This window comes from Fretibacter rubidus (assembly GCF_041429785.1).
GTDB lineage: Bacteria > Pseudomonadota > Alphaproteobacteria > Caulobacterales > Maricaulaceae > Fretibacter > Fretibacter rubidus.
Map to the genome: position 1 here is coordinate 2,630,717 of NZ_CP163423.1, position 16,336 is coordinate 2,647,052.

19 protein-coding genes and 1 tRNA gene are annotated in these 16,336 nt (G+C 50.8%); 9 read left to right on the forward strand and 11 right to left on the reverse strand.

Annotation, left to right across the window (positions count from 1 at the left end; genetic code table 11):
* Positions 1-21: 21 nt before the first annotated feature.
* On the forward strand, positions 22-1,620 hold the full coding sequence (locus AB6B37_RS12095; RefSeq protein ID WP_371396069.1) for a lysine--tRNA ligase: 1,599 nt from the start codon (positions 22-24) through the stop codon (positions 1,618-1,620).
* Between the two features lie 54 nt (positions 1,621-1,674).
* Positions 1,675-2,463 (forward strand): hypothetical protein, encoded by a 789-nt coding sequence (locus AB6B37_RS12100; protein WP_371396070.1) that lies wholly within the window; start codon positions 1,675-1,677, stop codon positions 2,461-2,463.
* Between the two features lie 142 nt (positions 2,464-2,605).
* On the opposite strand, the gene AB6B37_RS12105 is transcribed toward AB6B37_RS12100, so the two are convergent.
* The 4 genes from AB6B37_RS12105 to AB6B37_RS12120 form a co-directional block, all read right to left on the reverse strand.
* Positions 2,606-2,682 (reverse strand) — tRNA-Met (locus AB6B37_RS12105).
* A gap of 600 nt (positions 2,683-3,282) precedes the next feature.
* A complete protein-coding gene (locus AB6B37_RS12110) occupies positions 3,283-4,833 on the reverse strand; it encodes a 2-oxo acid dehydrogenase subunit E2 (RefSeq protein WP_371396071.1) in 1,551 nt (516 codons plus the stop codon).
* Positions 4,833-5,867, reverse strand: a complete 1,035-nt coding sequence (locus AB6B37_RS12115; protein ID WP_371396072.1) for an alpha-ketoacid dehydrogenase subunit beta — start codon at positions 5,865-5,867, stop codon at positions 4,833-4,835. The genes AB6B37_RS12110 and AB6B37_RS12115 overlap by 1 nt, the downstream gene beginning before the upstream one ends.
* Positions 5,868-5,870: 3 nt before the next feature.
* Positions 5,871-7,112 (reverse strand): thiamine pyrophosphate-dependent enzyme, encoded by a 1,242-nt coding sequence (locus tag AB6B37_RS12120; RefSeq protein ID WP_371396073.1) that lies wholly within the window; start codon positions 7,110-7,112, stop codon positions 5,871-5,873.
* Between the two features lie 137 nt (positions 7,113-7,249).
* Here AB6B37_RS12120 and AB6B37_RS12125 point away from each other — a divergent pair, with 137 nt between their 5' ends.
* A complete protein-coding gene (locus tag AB6B37_RS12125; protein WP_371396074.1) occupies positions 7,250-7,744 on the forward strand; it encodes an Lrp/AsnC family transcriptional regulator in 495 nt (164 codons plus the stop codon).
* Positions 7,745-7,773: 29 nt separating this feature from the next.
* Here AB6B37_RS12125 and AB6B37_RS12130 read toward each other — a convergent pair whose 3' ends face one another.
* The 6 genes from AB6B37_RS12130 to mnmA form a co-directional block, all read right to left on the reverse strand.
* The gene (locus AB6B37_RS12130) at positions 7,774-8,064 is read right to left on the reverse strand and encodes a type II toxin-antitoxin system RelE/ParE family toxin (RefSeq protein ID WP_371396075.1); all 291 of its coding nucleotides are present in this window, start codon (positions 8,062-8,064) and stop codon (positions 7,774-7,776) included.
* Entirely contained in the window at positions 8,064-8,309 is a 246-nt protein-coding gene (locus AB6B37_RS12135) for a CopG family ribbon-helix-helix protein (protein ID WP_371396076.1), read from the reverse strand. Before AB6B37_RS12135 ends, AB6B37_RS12130 begins: the two co-directional genes overlap by 1 nt.
* Before the next feature lie 76 nt (positions 8,310-8,385).
* Positions 8,386-9,588 (reverse strand): acetyl-CoA C-acyltransferase, encoded by a 1,203-nt coding sequence (locus tag AB6B37_RS12140; RefSeq protein WP_371396077.1) that lies wholly within the window; start codon positions 9,586-9,588, stop codon positions 8,386-8,388.
* Between the two features lie 39 nt (positions 9,589-9,627).
* The gene (locus AB6B37_RS12145; RefSeq protein WP_371396078.1) at positions 9,628-9,825 is read right to left on the reverse strand and encodes a hypothetical protein; all 198 of its coding nucleotides are present in this window, start codon (positions 9,823-9,825) and stop codon (positions 9,628-9,630) included.
* A gap of 86 nt (positions 9,826-9,911) precedes the next feature.
* Positions 9,912-10,115 carry a dodecin family protein gene (locus AB6B37_RS12150; RefSeq protein ID WP_371396079.1) on the reverse strand — a complete coding sequence of 68 codons (204 nt, stop codon included), beginning with the start codon at positions 10,113-10,115 and terminating at the stop codon, positions 9,912-9,914.
* Positions 10,116-10,200: 85 nt separating this feature from the next.
* Complete coding sequence (gene mnmA, locus AB6B37_RS12155) at positions 10,201-11,364, reverse strand: tRNA 2-thiouridine(34) synthase MnmA (RefSeq protein WP_371396080.1); 1,164 nt, start codon at positions 11,362-11,364, stop codon at positions 10,201-10,203.
* 342 nt (positions 11,365-11,706) lie between these two features.
* Between mnmA and AB6B37_RS12160 the strand changes: the two genes are divergently transcribed.
* The 5 genes from AB6B37_RS12160 (at position 11,707) to AB6B37_RS12180 (ending at position 14,724) form a co-directional block, all read left to right on the forward strand.
* Positions 11,707-11,979: a DUF1153 domain-containing protein gene (locus tag AB6B37_RS12160; protein ID WP_371396081.1), complete on the forward strand. Its 273-nt coding sequence runs from the start codon at positions 11,707-11,709 to the stop codon at positions 11,977-11,979.
* A gap of 259 nt (positions 11,980-12,238) precedes the next feature.
* Entirely contained in the window at positions 12,239-12,946 is a 708-nt protein-coding gene (locus AB6B37_RS12165) for a MinD/ParA family protein (protein WP_371396082.1), read from the forward strand.
* Between the two features lie 91 nt (positions 12,947-13,037).
* Positions 13,038-13,697 carry a hypothetical protein gene (locus AB6B37_RS12170; RefSeq protein WP_371396083.1) on the forward strand — a complete coding sequence of 220 codons (660 nt, stop codon included), beginning with the start codon at positions 13,038-13,040 and terminating at the stop codon, positions 13,695-13,697.
* A 10-nt stretch (positions 13,698-13,707) separates the two neighbouring features.
* Entirely contained in the window at positions 13,708-14,277 is a 570-nt protein-coding gene (locus tag AB6B37_RS12175; protein WP_371396084.1) for a sigma-70 family RNA polymerase sigma factor, read from the forward strand.
* A 12-nt stretch (positions 14,278-14,289) separates the two neighbouring features.
* Complete coding sequence (locus tag AB6B37_RS12180; RefSeq protein ID WP_371396085.1) at positions 14,290-14,724, forward strand: hypothetical protein; 435 nt, start codon at positions 14,290-14,292, stop codon at positions 14,722-14,724.
* Between the two features lie 138 nt (positions 14,725-14,862).
* Here AB6B37_RS12180 and AB6B37_RS12185 read toward each other — a convergent pair whose 3' ends face one another.
* A complete protein-coding gene (locus AB6B37_RS12185) occupies positions 14,863-15,234 on the reverse strand; it encodes a flagellar export protein FliJ (RefSeq protein WP_371396086.1) in 372 nt (123 codons plus the stop codon).
* Positions 15,235-15,461: 227 nt separating this feature from the next.
* On the opposite strand from AB6B37_RS12185, the gene ctrA reads away from it, so the two are divergent.
* Positions 15,462-16,157 (forward strand): response regulator transcription factor CtrA, encoded by a 696-nt coding sequence (ctrA, locus tag AB6B37_RS12190; protein ID WP_371396087.1) that lies wholly within the window; start codon positions 15,462-15,464, stop codon positions 16,155-16,157.
* Positions 16,158-16,336 lie beyond the last annotated feature (179 nt).

A 16,336-nucleotide genomic window follows, 5' to 3' on the forward strand; every position in this document is an offset into this window, starting at 1 on the left:
ACTTATTTACGGAAAATTTCTATGTCTGACAGCATTCACCAAACATCCAAAGCGTGGCCATTTGAGCAGGCGCGCGAGATTGTCAAACGACTGGATATAGAAAAGAAACGCGGCATTGACCGGGGTGATAAACCCGTTGTGTTTGAAACGGGTTACGGTCCGTCGGGCCTCCCCCATATCGGGACCTTTGGCGAAGTTGTGCGCACAACCATGGTCATGGACGCTTTCAAAGCGCTCACAGGCGGCAAAATCCCGATGGTGATGTTATGTGTATCCGATGATTTGGACGGCATGCGCAAAGTACCCGGCAATATGCCCAATCAAGACATGCTGCATGAACATCTTGGCAAGCCGTTAACCGATGTGCCCGATCCCTTTGGTAAGTTTGAAAGCTTCGCCGCGCATAATAATGCCATGTTGCGCGACTTTTTGGACGGCTTTGGATTTGAGTATGAATTTAAATCCGCGACGGAACTTTACCGCTCTGGCGCTTATGACGATATGCTGCGTAAAGCGCTGCATAAATTTGATGATATTATGAAGGTGATGCTGCCGACACTCGGCGAAGAACGTCGCGCGACTTACTCGCCGTTTTTACCTATATCGCCAAAGTCTGGACGCGTGCTTTATGTCCCGATGACATCCGTTGATGCCCAGGCAGGCACAATCACTTTTGATGACGAGGACGGAACAGAGACCACCCTGCCCGTCACAGGCGGTCATGTCAAATTGCAATGGAAACCGGACTTTGGCATGCGCTGGGCGGCGCTTAACGTTGATTTTGAAATGTTTGGAAAAGATCACCAAACCAATAGCAAGATTTATTCGCGCATTTGTAAAATCCTTGGCCACCAACCGCCTGTGCAATATGTCTATGAGTTATTTCTTGATGACAAAGGCGAAAAAATATCCAAGTCCAAAGGCAACGGTATCTCTGTGGAACAGTGGTTATCTTATGCCACGCCAGAAAGCCTCGCGCTTTATATGTATAACAAACCGCGCGTTGCTAAGCGGCTTTATTTTGACGTGATACCGCGCGCGATGGATGAATATTTTCAGCATCTATCCGCCTATCCCCGTCAAACGCCAGAACAACAAATTGCTAACCCGGTTTGGTTTATTCATCATGGTAATCCGCCCGAAGAAAATCCGCCGATTAGCTTTGCGCTGATGCTGAACCTTGTGTCTGCCGCCAATGCGAGCAGTAAAGATATCCTGTGGGGCTTTATCAAAAAATATGAACCCACGGCCAATGAGGACGATAATCCTGCGCTCGACCGCATGACGGATTATGCGATACGCTATTACCAAGATTTCGTAAAACCAAATAAAACATACCGTAAGCCGACTGATACTGAACGCGCGGCCTTAGCCGACCTCGCGGCGCGCTTAAAAGACGTTTCCGAAACAGACGCGACCGACGGCGAAGCGATGCAAACGCTTATTTTCTCCGTGGGTAAAGACCATGATTTTGAGAACCTTCGCGATTGGTTCACAGCGATTTACGAGGTCTGCCTTGGTCAATCGCAAGGCCCGCGCTTTGGGTCTTTCGTTGCCATTTACGGGCCGTCTGAAACGGCCACGCTCATTGAAGACGCCCTATCCGGCAAACTTGGGTAGCGCTCACTGCGTAACCACTTTGTCGCAGGCAGCTTTTCCTGCTACTTTGGAGTGATGATGCGCAAAATCATAGGTGTGATAATTGGAATAGCGGCTTTGACCGCGCCTATAACGGCGTCGCCCGCTGTGGCCAACTCACCCCCAGAAATCCGCATATTGCTTGACCAAGGCGATTTTGACCGCGCGGCAAGCATGGGCGAAGCTTTGGCTACTGCGGACGGTCTGGCGCTCGCCGCCGAAGCCCTCGCTGGGCCCGTATTATTAGGCCATGCAAACAATCAAAAAGACCAAGCCGAGGCGGCTTTAGACTTGGCCGAGGCAGCCGTCGCCCTTGACCCCAATCATGCCGAAGCGCGTCTCCAAGTCGCGCTCGCGCTTGGTTTCGTGACCCGCGCGAGCAATCCGCTTACCGTTTGGCGAAAAGGCCTTGCGGGGGATTTGAAAGACGCGATTGACGCGCATCAGACGCTAGCCCCTGATGATGCGCGCGGCTATGCCCTGCGCGGGGCGTGGCATTACGGCATTGTGCGCAAAGCAGGCGAAAAACGCGCGGAAAATTGGTATAAGGCAACACTCACCGACGGCAACGCCGCTTATGAGCGCGCGCTAGAGCTATCCCCGCATAACATTATCATCGAAGCCAATTACGCCCTCTCGCTGGTCGATATAGACTACCCAAATAACCAAGCCCGCGCCAAAGCGATGCTAGAAGACTGCACAGGGGAAAATCCCAAAACAGCCATCGAGCGTGCCGTTCAAGCGCGCATGGCAGCGGTGCTAGCGCGCTGGGATGATCGGGAATTTGTAGAAGCCGAGGCCGCGAATTGGTTAGATGGGGCGTAATAAACCTAACATCTTTCAGTCTGTCATGGCGTCTACTTGCACCCATCAATTTGTCATTTTAATGATGATGCAGCGAGCAAAGGTAGAGTTTCGCCAAGGTTTTGCAACATTGCGGCAGATTTTCGTGCTATCGCTGCCTACTTGGTAGTGAGAGTGAGACTTGAACTCACGACCTCAGGATTATGAGTCCTGCGCTCTAACCAGCTGAGCTACCCCACCATCCAAGTGGCGCGTTCTATAGGCAATCTTGGCGCGCTCGACAAGCCCTAAGGCGCGCTATTTTCATATCAAAATTAGGCGAGAAACATCACTGTTGGATCTTCGAGATAGACTTTTAAATACTGCACCATGGCGGCGGCGTCATAGCCGTCTGTATCGGACTTGGGCGTTCTTCAATAACGAAGCTAACCAATAAAAACAAAATTGCAGAGATAATATAGTCCAAGATCCACATTTGTATTTAACCATCGACACCCTAGATGGATTAGTAAACCTGAGCTTGTAAATTTATGCAACTTATGATATGAATATAGTATTCACGTTTAAGGAGGATGAATTAATGCAAATCAAAAGTAACATTAAAAAGGTCATTATGAGTGCGACAATAGCGGCCGCGACAGTTGGAATGGCCAGTAGCGCAGTTGCTAATCCAAGTTGTTTATCAGTGTGCGTTCACCAAGCTCAAATAAACTGCGCCTCTCTTACTGTTGGCTCAAGCGAATATAATGATTGTATGACTTTTTTTGTCACGGAATGTAGCCGACTACGCTGCACGAGCGCATCTATAGGCAACCCCTAGTCCTAAGATGCAAAGCCAACTTAGGCGAGAAACATCACTGTTGGGTCCTCAAGATAGGCTTTTAAATCCTGCACCATGGCGGCGGCGTCATAGCCGTCGATGACGCGGTGATCGCAAGAGACTGAAAAATTCATGACTTGGCGCTCTGTGACCACGCCGTCCTTCATGACCAGATGCGGACGGATTTTATTGGGCCCAAAAATTGCGACCTCTGGGCGGTTAATTACGGGCGTTGTGACAATACCGCCTAAGGGGCCAAGCGAGGTGAGCGTTGTTGTCGCGCCGCTCAAATCATCTGTTGATAATTTATTGGTGCGCGCGCCTTCGGCGAGCCGCGCAATCTCTGCCGCCATATCCCAAATCGAGAGACTGCCTGCGTCCTGTAGCACGGGCACAATTAGGCCTTTGTCCGTCATGGTCGCCATGCCGAGGTTCAAATCTGCAAACTGACTGACATACCCTGCATTATCATCATAACGGGCGTTGAATTGCGGCCAATCCCGTAGGGTGAGGGCGAGCGCGCGAATGATGAACGGCAGCACGGTTAGCTTGGCCCGCGTCTCACCGGATTTCGCATTGGCGCGTTTTCGAAGTGCCTCTAGCTCTGTCATATCCACTTCATCCACATAGGTGAAATGCGGGATGTTGCGTTTGGACGCGGCCATACGTTCCGCAATCACGCGGCGCAGGCCGATGACTTTAATGCGGGTTTCACCGGGTAGCGGCTCTAGCGCCGTTTCCAAACGGTCAAGATCAATATGGGTCACTTGCCCCGATGCGCCCGTTGGCGTGGCGTCAGACAGGGTCAGACCGGCTTCGCGCGCCCGGCGCCGCACAGCGGGTGAGGCCAGGACTTTTTTCGTGATGGGTGACGGCGGCATTATAGGTTGTTCCGCGCGCGGCTTTGGCGAGGCAGCAGGCTTATTCGTACTGGCCTTAATCGGTGCCGTTTCATCTGGGGCGGGTTCGGCAGCGGGGGTTACGTCACCTTCGACCGTAAAGGTCGCAAGCATCGAGCCCACGGTTAGCATATCCCCTTCCCCGCACCCTAATGCCGTGACGACCCCGTCAACAGGGGCGGTCAGCTCTATCGTCGCTTTATCGGTCATTGCGTCTGCGACTGGGTCTTCTTCGGATACTGTGTCGCCCACTTTAACGTGCCATGCGGTGATTTCCGCTTCCACCACGCCTTCGCCAATGTCGGGCATCTTATAAATAAAGTCGGACGAGCCGCTTGGGTTTGGCGTTAGGTCAGCATCTATATCAGGGGTGTTTTGAACGGCAGCAGAATTATCCACCTCATCTGTGTCACCCTCAGTGTCACCCTCAGTCTCAGTCTCAAAGGTCACGAGCATTGAGCCAACCGTCAACATATCGCCTTCTTCGCAGCCTAGTGCCGTGACTGTCCCGTCAACGGGCGCGGTCAGCTCGATCGTCGCCTTGTCGGTCATCGCGTCCGCGACCGGATCTTCCTCGGAAACCGTGTCACCAACTTTGATATGCCAAGCCGTAATTTCGGCTTCGACAACGCCTTCGCCAATATCGGGCATTTTATATATAACGCTTGGCATTACAGTTGCTGCTCACTCATCAGGTCTTGGATTTCTTTTACCACACGGTCTTTGGTCGGGAAATAGGCCCATTCTTGCGCATGCGGATAGGGCGTATCCCATCCTGTGACGCGAACGAGAGGTGCCTCCAGATAGTAGAAACAATGTTCTTGGATTTCAGCAATTAACTCCGCCCCAAACCCCGACGTACGCGTCGCTTCGTGCAGTATCATAGCGCGGCCTGTTTTCTTCACAGAGTTCACAATAGCGTCCAAATCCAGCGGCAGTAGTGAGCGGAGATCAATCACATCAGCGCTAATCCCTGTGGCTTCTACTGCGGCTTCGGCGACCCAGACCATCGTGCCGTAAGCGAGAATGGTCAGATCATTGCCTTCGCGAAGTGTGCGCGCTTTACCCAGCGGCACTGTGTAATGCCCGTTCGGCACATCACCCAACGGATGGCCTGCCCAGCTCACTGATGGCTTATGGTGATCACCGTCAAACGGACCATTATAGAGCCGTTTAGGTTCTAAAAATAATACGGGGTCTTCATCTTCAATGGCGCTTATCAGCAATCCTTTGGCGTCATAGGGGTTGGACGGGATGATAGTTTTAAGGCCCGCAATATGGGTGAACAGCGCCTCTGGGCTTTGGCTATGGGTGGTGCCGCCGTAAATACCGCCACCAACAGGCGTACGAATGGTCAATGGCGCACTGAAATCACCATTAGAACGGTAGCGCAGCCGCGCGGCTTCTGATGCGATTTGATCGTAAGCTGGGTAAATATAATCAGCAAATTGGATTTCTGCGACGGGGCGGAGGCCATTGGCCGCCATCCCAATCGCAATACCAATAATACCGCCCTCAGATATGGGCGTGTCAAAACAGCGGTGCAATCCGTGTTTTTCCTGCAAACCCGCCGTGCAGCGGAACACACCGCCGAAATATCCGACATCTTCGCCAAAGACAAGAACATTGGGGTCCATTGTCATTTTAACATCCATAGCGTCACGGATGGCTTCAATCATGCTCATATCTGTCGATGTCTTGGCCATGACTTAATCCTCGTCCAAGAAGTTTGCGCGTTGGCGGCGCAAATGGTCTGGCATATCAGCATAGACAGCTTCAAACATCGTCAGCGGATCAACGTGCAGGTCATCGGACAAGTTACCCATCTTCTCGGCCTTTTTATACAGGTCACGAATTTCTAGCTTTAGCTCTTTTTCCTGCGCCGCGTGGCGGTCTTCATCCCATTCCCCAATCAGGATGAGGTGGTTTTTAAGACGGTCAACAGGGTCACCAAAAGGCCAGACCTCTGGGTCATTTTCGGGCCGGTATTTTGCCGGGTCATCCGCCGTAGAATGGCCGGATTTACGGTATGTGAAATGCTCAATCACAGTGGCACCACCACCTTTACGGGCACGCTCAGCCGCCCATTCTGTCGCCGCATAGACAGCGAGCAGATCATTGCCGTCAACGCGTAGTGTCGCCAAGCCGTAGCCTGTCCCGCGCGCAGCAAAGCTTTCACCCTCTCCCATGGCAATGCCTTGAAAAGAGCTAATTGCCCATTGGTTATTGACCACGTTGATAATGCACGGCGCACGGTAAGTCGACGCGAAATTAAGGGCGTAGTGAAAATCGCCTTCGGCGGTCGCTCCCTCGCCCGTAAATACACTCGCAATTCCGTCTTCATTTTTATAGGCTTCGGCCATGGCCCAGCCCACACCTTGAATAAGTTGCGTGCCCAAATTGCCAGAGATAGAGAAAAAGCCGAACTCTTTAAACGAATAAAGAACAGGAATAGATTTGCCCTGCAAACGGTCACCACCATTGGACAGGCATTGGCACATCATATCCTCGATGGGGGCGCCGCGATTAATTAATATACCCTGCTGACGGTAAGTTGGGAATGTCATATCATCATCGCGCAGAGCCATAGCGTGACCAACGCTGACCGCTTCTTCACCCGCTGATTTCATGTAAAAACTCATTTTACCCTGTCGCTGCATGTTAAACATGCGCTCATCCATAGCGCGGGTTAGCATCATATCGCGCAGACCCTTGCGAATTTGATCCGCCGTAAGCTTAGGTTTCCACTCCCCAACAGCTTCGCCATTAAAGCGCAGAACACGGATAAGCTTCAATGCATGCTCGGCCGTCTCGTGATCATCACACATGGGGTCTGGACGGCGCGGGGTAAACATCGCTGGCACGCTGATATGGGAATAGTCAGGCATGTCTCCAGGCCGAAAGGGTGGTTCGGGTACATAAAGCTTTGACTGGTTAGAGCGTTTTGACATCGTGTCAGATCCCCGAGAGCATGTTAGTAGTTTGCGACAATATCATGCAGATATCACATGATATCTACGCGATTATATGTTGAAAAAGATATAAAAATAGCATAATTTTCTTTCAAATTGAAATTCAGGGGATTATTATGCCAGAACAAATCGATGGTATTGATGCAAAGATTTTAAACTTATTGCAAGGCAATGCAGCCCTATCCGTGGCCGATATCGCGGATAAGGTCGGGCTCTCATCCTCGCCGTGCTGGCGCCGCATTAAACGTATGGAAGAAACAGGCATTATCAAGGCGCGTGTCACCATTTTAGACCGCGAAAAACTAGGCCTTGATTTCGAAGTCTTCGTTGCTGTTAAACTTGCGCTTCCCAATCGCGAAAATATGGAAAAATTTGAAAAAGCCGTCCGTAATATGCCCGAAGTTGTGCAATGCGCCGTCGTCACAGGGGCAGTCGACTTCATGCTTCGCATCGTAACCAAAGACATGCACAGCTATGAAGACTTCCTGCGCGAAGTCCTACTCGGCATTGATTTGATCTCTGATGTGCAGTCCCGCATCGTGCTGCGTCAATCTAAGGATAGCAACACGATCCCGCTCAATTTAATCAGTAATGCAGTGCCGCGGATTTAGATAGGATTTTGGACAAAGCCTGGGACACTCTAAAGCCGAGTTTCCGATCCGTGCCATATCCGTATGATAATTAAATCCGTTTCTGTTGCCCGGTAATGAATAACATAACCACGCGCTCCAAAATTCACGCATCTTTCTCTGACATATAAGGGCCTGCGCAAAGGTCGTCCAATCTCAGGATGAAGGCTGAGTAAAACGATGTCAGCGTAAATCGCTTGGAGAGCCTTTTTCGCAGCTGATATATTTATATCGGATAGGAAGGTGTAGAGGCGTTTAATATCCTCATCCGCTTGTACTAAAAACTTTATGTGTAAGGTCATTACTCGTTTGGCAGGGCATCAATCCAAGCTTTGACGCTGTCACCTGACATCGTTTCGCCCGTCAACTCATACTCGCGCCAGCGCTCAAGCAATGCGTTATAAACAAAATTTTCCGCTTCTTTTTCATCCACATATTCCTCAATTGCCTCTTTCATGAGGTAATGCGGTGAACGATCATGAACTTCAGCCAGCGTCTCAAGACGGGCTTTCATATCGTCATCAAGACGGATTGCAACTGTTGGCATGGCTGGCTCCAGATTGAAATTCACCCACTGTATAACATTGTTATACACAATTGTCGAAGACTGAATAACAGCAATTTTAAATCCGCTTTAAACACACCGCTGTGGCTTCGCCGCCGCCAATACAAAGGCTGGCAACGCCTTTATGTGCATTGCGAGATTCCATCGCCGCGATAAGTGTCGTGATAATGCGCGCACCAGACGCGCCAATCGGATGACCCAGCACACAACCGCCGCCGTTCACATTTACTTTGGCGTGATCAAGGCCAAGCTCTTGCATGGCAATCATGGGGACGACAGCAAAGGCTTCATTTATTTCCCACAGATCAACATCGGATGCGTCCCATCCCGCTTTGTCCAAAGCCTTTTTCATGGCGTTAACTGGGGCTGTCGTGAAATAGGCGGGCGCATGGGCGTGGGCGGCATGTGACACCACTTCTGCCAAAATCTTATGCCCCTCGTCCAAAGCTTGGGAGCGGCGCATCATGACCAAGGCCGCAGCACCATCATTAATGGAACTGGCATTGGCAGCTGTCACCGTGCCGTCCTTAGTGAACACCGCGCGTAGGGTTGGTATCTTTTCAGGCCGCGCGTTTTTGGGACCTTCATCCTCTGAGACGACGGTATCACCCTTGCGACCTTTTACGGTAACCGCTGTAATCTCGCGCTCAAACGCACCGCTGTCTTGAGCGGCTTTGGCACGGGCAACCGACTCAATAGCGTAAGCGTCCTGGGCTTCGCGGGTGAATTGATATTCCGCTGCAATCATATCGGCAAACACACCCATTGATGCGTTTCCAGGGGCGCCGCCCTCATAAGCATCGGTCAAGCCGTCATACATCATGCTATCAATCATTTTGGTATCACCCATACGCGCGCCGCTCCGCGCAGATGGCATCAGATACGGTGCCGCCGTCATATTTTCCATTCCACCAGCGACCGCCACGTTAATACTGCCCGCTTTAATCGCGTCATGGGCCATAATAGCAGCCTGCATACCGCTGCCACACATTTTATTGACTGTGGTCGCTTCGCATCCCTCACCCAGGCCAGCATAGATCGCGGCTTGACGGGCTGGTGCTTGGCCTTGGCCCGCTGGCAGGACGCAGCCCATGATGGTCTGCTCAATCTTATCACTGTCCACGCCCGCGTCTTTCATTGCACCTTCAATAGCGGCTGCGCCAAGCTTGGGTGCCGGAACAGAGGCAAAGGCCCCTTGAAATGCGCCCATCGGCGTACGCGCCATACCGACAATAACAACAGGATCAGAAGAGGAAGTCATAAGCGTGTCCTTTGAGACGGTTATAATGATTATTGAGGATTATTCATTGGATGCATCGGCGGCATCGCGCTTGGCTTTCAAACGCGCTTTGCGAGCGGCCTCTTTGTTAGCGCGGGTTTGCTCTAGCTGTTTTTTTACTTTGCGCGAGTGGTTAAAAGCAAACACCAATAAGACAAGGCCAATCACGACAGCAATCAACACATATATGTTATCCAATGGGGTCGGCAGAAAACTCACGGTCACATCCTTATAAAAAAAGCTCACCCCTAATTAAGGGGTGAGCCAGAAATAACAAGCGGGGCGCGCCCCAATTATTGGGACAATTAGTCTTTGACCTCGAACGTCACCTGCATATTCACGCGAAACATTGTGACATTGCCCCCGTCCACGACACAAGATTGGTCGTTAATGTAGCAAGACTTGATGCCTTTAACAGTTTTGCTCATACGGGCGACGCCCACTTGAATAGCATCTTCAAAAGACTTCGCAGATTCGCTCATAATCTGCACTGATTTCATAATGGCCATAGTATCCTCCTTGGTTAGCTGTAACCTTAGTAACAAATCTTCGACGATAATAACAGGACGCAATCATGACCATTTTGCCAGATCACTATTCCGCCTTTACAATCCAGCCACCGCCAAGCGTGCGGGCGCTATCCGCCTCTGGGTCGTAAAACACACAGGCCTGTCCAGGGGATATACCCTCATCGGCGGTCTCTAGCTTTATCACGATATGATTACCGCGCATCTCAAACACGGCAGGACGCGGCGGCGTGGTGCTTCGCAGTTTCACATTGACCTTACGCCCGACAAGTTCTGCGCCGAAATCACCGTCTCCAATCCAATTCACTTCGTCTAGATAGATGATATCGCGTAATAATGCCCCACGCGGGCCAACAATGACCTCGCCTTTATCCGCGTCAATGCGCACAACATAAAGCGGGTCAAGACCAGAGCCGTGCTCTAACCCTAGGCCGCGGCGCTGTCCGATAGTGTAATACATGACGCCCCGGTGAGTGCCCAATACTGTGCCGTCCAAATGCACCATATTTCCGGGTTGCGCCGCCGCAGGACGGATTTTTTCAATCACATCTGTATATTTACCCGTGGGCACAAAACAAATGTCCTGGCTGTCTGGTTTGGCTGCCACGTTAAGACCAAGCTCTACGGCGAGTTTGCGGGTCTCTGATTTATTCATCGCACCTAACGGAAACCGTAGAAAATCCAATTGCTCTCGCGTGGTCGCAAAGAGGAAATAACTTTGGTCTTTGCCGCCATCAAAGCCGCGGTGCAATTCTGGCCCGTTGTCACCGTCAATACGTTGGATATAATGCCCTGTCGCCATACAGTCCGCGCCCAAGTCTTTTGCGACTTGCAGGAGATCTCGAAACTTCACCGTTTGATTACAACGCACACAAGGGATGGGCGTGGCCCCTTTTAGGTAGGTATCGGCGAAATCATCAATAACGCTTTCTTTGAAGTTACTTTCATAATCCAAAACATAATGCGGAAAACCCATCATTTCTGATACGCGTTTCGCATCATAGATATCTTGACCTGCGCAACAGGCTTTGGCCTTTTTGATCGCCTCGCCGTGATCATAAAGCTGCAAGGTCACGCCAACCACATCATAGCCTTCGCGCGCGAGCATGGCTGCACAAACAGAGCTATCCACCCCGCCGCTCATGGCGACAACCACGCGTGTGTCAGATTCTGACTTGGGAAAGCCGAGCGAATTTAACGTTTTGGCATCTTTTAGGGCGGGTGCCGTCACAATTCACATCCTTCACGGGTTAAATTTCAGCGGGCCGTAGCCCATTTTCGTCTATTTATGCAAAGTTTTAAAATAATTTCACATTTAATTTGCACGCCATATAGGGGGCCAATCGTCCCAAGTCGATACAAAGCCGCAGAAAGTGTTGCAAAACACGTCCGTAGAATCTCAATAGAATCAAAGGATTAGATTTTGCTGTAAACCTTTATTAACGATAAGGGCGATTCTGTTAACCTTCGTAAACTATTGAATTTACTCAATTTTTACCCGCAGGCTTAAACTCTTTTTAAGACCCTCACATTACACAGAATTCATAACAAAAATAAGCGAGTGAGGGGCAGCATGACTGACCGCAAAGTAAAAAGAGAGAATGTGGTGATTGGGCCGGAGGGAACGCCTTTGACCTTGGCAGATTTGCCAAAACCATCAACAGTGCGTTGGGTTATCCGACGTAAAGCCGAAGTCGTCGCCGCTGTGCGGGGTGGACTTTTAACATTAGAAGCCGCCTGCGAGCGTTACGGCCTATCGGCCGAAGAATTTATGTCTTGGCAGCGCAGTATTGAAAGCTACGGCATCGCTGGGCTGCGCACGACGCGTGTACAGCAATACCGCTAAGTTAGATTTTAGATTTAGATAAAGACCCTGCCGTAAGGCGGGGTTTTTTGTGCCCAATCACAATAGATCAGAGCGTTTTCCTTACCGAGCGTAATAATCATCACCGACATAAAATGGTCACAACTCTTAACCGCTATTAAGCACGTCTCTTAGCGGGGGTTTAACGCGACTTTGCTACATAGTCTTATCGGAGCAGCCGACAGAGTTCGCCCGAAGTGAATGGCCCCATAAAATGGGGGGTGTAGCATTGAGAGATTTTATGGCTTTAGACACATTGCCCCATTTGAGCCCTGCCTATCAGCCGGCTGGACGGTTAATCCCGATATTCACAGCCAGCGATGAAGGTGAAAATGCACAAGCGTCTATCAAGCTAACGCTCAGCCTGGCCAAATCAGCCGCCGCGCGCGGTGAAACTGTACTCATGCTGGACGCTCAAGACGGAGCGTTAATGACAGCGGCGGGTATCATCTATAACAAAACCCTTGGTGATGTGCTATATCGTGGGGCTGACATTACGGATGTTCTGTATATCACCAGCAATGAGCATTTTACGGCCTGCGCTTGTGGCGATGCACAGATGGATGTTGTTCTCGGCAGTATGGCCGCGCTGTCACTGTCTTATGATTGGGTTTTTGTCGCTGCCCCCGTGGGTTGCACGCCCGCCCATACGCGGCTAGCCCAAGCGTCCGATGTTAGTGTCATGACCTATAGTGCGGCGTCAGATCACTTTATGCGGGCCTATTGGATGATGGAAGCGATGCGCACACGCGCTCCGAAATTTGATCCGTTAGTGCTTTCCACTGGCCCACAAGATTTGGCGGTTGAGAGCGCATTATTGCTCTCTGATACGATACGGCAGTTCCTCGGCGCCCCGCCGCCTTACGGCGGGCATTTGACCGACCCAAATTTAAATACGCGTATTTTGGATAAAATCAGCGAAGTTGCCGCTCAAATCGCTGTCGCCTAAAATTCTGCATTAAAAAATTGTCATCTGCGAAGGAATTTCCTCTCCCGCTCGTTTGTCTCTATGAACGACACAACGGAAAAAGGATTTTACCATGTCAGATATTACCAACCGTATGACCAAAGCCGCAATCTTGTTGGCGGGTGCATCATTGCTATCAACCGCTGCTTTCGCCAAGCCTGGACCCAAAGCCGACCTTAACCAAGACGGCCAAGTCACCAAGGCAGAATTTATGACGGCGACGACAACGCGTTTTGTGACCGCTGATCTTAACGGTGACGGTATGCTGTCTAAGGACGAAATGAAAGCCGGGCGAGAAGCCATGAAAGACGCCCGCGCGTCAGAACGTTTTTCGCGCGCTGACGCCAATGGTGACGGTGTCATCACACGCGCCGAGCACGATGCCCTGCGCGAACAGCATGAGGCGAAACGCGGAGAGAAACGCGCAGAAATGAAGGCCCGTATTGATACCAATGGCGACGGCACAATAAGCGAGGCTGAGCGCGCAACAGCGAAAGCGGAACGCAAAGCCAAACGCGCAGAGCGCAAAGCAGAAAAAGGTCAGCGTGGTGAACGCGGCATGAAACGCCCAGTGCGTGATGCTAATGGTGACGGCTTTATTACGCGCGCGGAATACGAAGCCTCCGCCGAGGCCATGTTTACACGCATGGACGCCAATGGTGACGGCGTGCTGACCAAAGGCGAAGGCCGTAAGCGTAAAGGCAAGCGTAAAGGTAAGCGCGGCCAGCGCTAGGATTGGCTACTTGCCCGACTTAGTGACAGACCTTGATGCAGACCTCATCCCCCGCCTTGCCGCGGGGGATGACAAAGCCTTGGGCGAATTAATGGACCGCCATATGAGCCGCATCCACGGCCTTGCGACGCGCCTGCTTGGCGATCCCGTTATGGCTGAAGACGTGACGCAGACGGTGTTTTTAAAAACGTGGCAGATAGCTCCTGATTGGGTGCCAGGTAAAGCCAAATTAATCACTTGGATGAGCCGTATCGGTACCCACGCCTGCTTTGATATTATTAAAAAGAAAAAGCCGGTTTACGTGGATAGCCCCCCAGAGTTAATCGATGATCATGATGATGCCGCCAAAGGGTTGATGATTGCGCAGCGCAGGCAAACGGTGGATAGCGCGCTCGCCGCCTTGCCCGATAATCAGCGCGCCGCCATGGTGCTGTGTTATTATCAATATATGAGCCAAACAGAGGCGGCGGAGATTTTAGGCGTAAGCGTGAAAGCCTATGAAAGCCTGTTATCACGCGCGCGACGGCAACTGAGCCGGACCTTAGACCCAGAACTGCTTAATCTCGGCGCAGCGGAATAGAGAGAGATTTTTATGACAGACGATTTGAAACATTTGATAGACATTTACGGCGCGGATAGCGCGCGTTGGCCTGCACATTTGCGTGCACAAGCTGATACGGCTTTGCGGGCTAACCCAAGCCACGCGGAGACCGCAGCCGCTTTGGATAACGCCCTGGACAGCCATGTTGTCGCCAAACCCAGTGACTTACTACGCGCGCGTATTTTGAAAGCCGCCAAAGCGGAAAGTAAAACGTCAACATCCCCCCACGGTGCGTCTAATGACAGGCCTCGCGGCAAAACCAACGTCTTTCGGTTTGCTGCAGCCGCAGCCGCATTGATGGTCTGCGCCGTTGTGGGCTATCAAACACTTTCGCCTAGCCCGACGACGGATCAAACAATATGGGTCGAAGCCGCCAATGATCTGGGCATTGAGGATTTATATGCGTGGGTTGAGGGCGAAACCTAAGCCCTCTTTATCAATGGTACATGAAAACAAAAAAACGGACGGTGCATCCCAATAGGATACCCGTCCGCTTTTATGTCTTCCCCCCGAAAGACATAGTCCCTCACCTGAGTGAGGAAATCCCACATTGCCGCTGAAAGTTTAGGCGCGCTTTTGCATCGCCTTTTCAGCCTTGGCTGCCATTTGGCGGGCTTTTACCCGCTCAAAGCTGTCGAGCGCATCAAGTGCGATGCGCAAATCGCCAGCCAGATCAGCCGTTTGCATTTGGATGTCCGTTAATGAACTCCGAATATTGTCTTTTCGCGCAATGACTGACTTGGCATATGAGCCATAAGCCACATAACCATCTTTTTGCGCGTTCGCTTCGACGTCGTCTTCAGGGACGCTATCGTTTAATTTGCGGATTTGTCGTTCCAGATCTTCTCTTGTTGCCTCTAAAACCGCGATCCGTTTTTGCAATTCAGCAATTTGGAAGCGCGTTTGGCGAACATTCTTGTCCATCGCACTGTTCATAATCTCACCTAACACCATTTTTCATGGCGGTTTTCCCGCCTTATGGGATTGTTTATAGGGACACATGTTTACGATACGGTGAAAATTCGTGAAAAATAAAGTGTAAACGCAAGGGCTTAACAATAACACGCTGTTAACTTTTGGTTTACGGGATTCACGTAAGGCTAGTTCTACGTTAACTATATTCCGTTGGCTTCGGAATTTGATTCGCCTGGGAGGGACATAACATGCGCGTTCTTTTAATTGAAGATGATAGCGCAACTGCGCAAGGCATCGAATTGATGCTTAAAACCGAAGGGTTCAATGTCTATACGACGGACCTGGGCGAAGAAGGTGTCGATCTCGGCAAACTTTACGATTACGATATTATTCTATTGGATCTTAATTTGCCTGATATGCCAGGATTTGATGTGTTGAAGACGCTGCGCATGGCGAAGGTCAATACACCGATCTTTATTCTGTCTGGCACATCTGATGTCGACAGCAAGGTTCGCGGTCTTGGCACTGGGGCTGATGACTATATGACAAAGCCGTTCCACAAAGACGAGCTTATCGCGCGTATCCACTCTGTTGTGCGCCGCTCCAAAGGTCACAGCCAGTCCATCATTACAACAGGCGATATCAAGGTGAACCTTGATGCCAAAACTGTTGAAGTTGGGGATCACCGCGTCCATCTGACAGGCAAAGAATACCAGATGCTAGAGCTTTTATCACTTCGCAAAGGCACAACCCTAACGAAGGAAATGTTCCTGAACCACCTATACGGCGGCATGGACGAGCCTGAGCTAAAAATTATTGACGTGTTTATTTGTAAGCTGCGCAAGAAAATCGCAGCCGCCACACAAGGCGAGCATTACATTGAAACCGTTTGGGGCCGAGGCTACGTCCTTCGCGACCCAGCCAAAGACAAAATGTCTGCCTAAGACCTATATCAGAATAGCTGCTCCCACAGCGAAACAAACCCGCTCCTCAAATTTGAGAGCGGGTTTTTTCTTGGGCCGTTCACAGAGCAACTTTCAAAGCGCTTGGCGATAAGCTGCCTCAGGCTTTATCGTGACAAAGCCTTAGCAATAGTGTTACCCTCATCCAAAAGTAGCCAAAG

Bases quoted from the DNA above. Each gene is read 5' to 3' on its own strand.
- AB6B37_RS12095 (WP_371396069.1), top strand. From the start codon at position 22: ATGTCTGACAGCATTCACCAAACATCCAAAGCGTGGCCATTTGAGCAG.
- AB6B37_RS12100 (WP_371396070.1), top strand. From the start codon at position 1,675: ATGATGCGCAAAATCATAGGTGTGATAATTGGAATAGCGGCTTTGACC.
- AB6B37_RS12110 (WP_371396071.1), bottom strand. From the start codon at position 4,833: ATGCCAAGCGTTATATATAAAATGCCCGATATTGGCGAAGGCGTTGTC.
- AB6B37_RS12115 (WP_371396072.1), bottom strand. From the start codon at position 5,867: ATGGCCAAGACATCGACAGATATGAGCATGATTGAAGCCATCCGTGAC.
- AB6B37_RS12120 (WP_371396073.1), bottom strand. From the start codon at position 7,112: ATGTCAAAACGCTCTAACCAGTCAAAGCTTTATGTACCCGAACCACCC.
- AB6B37_RS12125 (WP_371396074.1), top strand. From the start codon at position 7,250: ATGCCAGAACAAATCGATGGTATTGATGCAAAGATTTTAAACTTATTG.
- AB6B37_RS12130 (WP_371396075.1), bottom strand. From the start codon at position 8,064: ATGACCTTACACATAAAGTTTTTAGTACAAGCGGATGAGGATATTAAA.
- AB6B37_RS12135 (WP_371396076.1), bottom strand. From the start codon at position 8,309: ATGCCAACAGTTGCAATCCGTCTTGATGACGATATGAAAGCCCGTCTT.
- AB6B37_RS12140 (WP_371396077.1), bottom strand. From the start codon at position 9,588: ATGACTTCCTCTTCTGATCCTGTTGTTATTGTCGGTATGGCGCGTACG.
- AB6B37_RS12150 (WP_371396079.1), bottom strand. From the start codon at position 10,115: ATGGCCATTATGAAATCAGTGCAGATTATGAGCGAATCTGCGAAGTCT.
- AB6B37_RS12160 (WP_371396081.1), top strand. From the start codon at position 11,707: ATGACTGACCGCAAAGTAAAAAGAGAGAATGTGGTGATTGGGCCGGAG.
- AB6B37_RS12165 (WP_371396082.1), top strand. From the start codon at position 12,239: ATGGCTTTAGACACATTGCCCCATTTGAGCCCTGCCTATCAGCCGGCT.
- AB6B37_RS12170 (WP_371396083.1), top strand. From the start codon at position 13,038: ATGTCAGATATTACCAACCGTATGACCAAAGCCGCAATCTTGTTGGCG.
- AB6B37_RS12180 (WP_371396085.1), top strand. From the start codon at position 14,290: ATGACAGACGATTTGAAACATTTGATAGACATTTACGGCGCGGATAGC.
- AB6B37_RS12185 (WP_371396086.1), bottom strand. From the start codon at position 15,234: ATGAACAGTGCGATGGACAAGAATGTTCGCCAAACGCGCTTCCAAATT.
- ctrA (WP_371396087.1), top strand. From the start codon at position 15,462: ATGCGCGTTCTTTTAATTGAAGATGATAGCGCAACTGCGCAAGGCATC.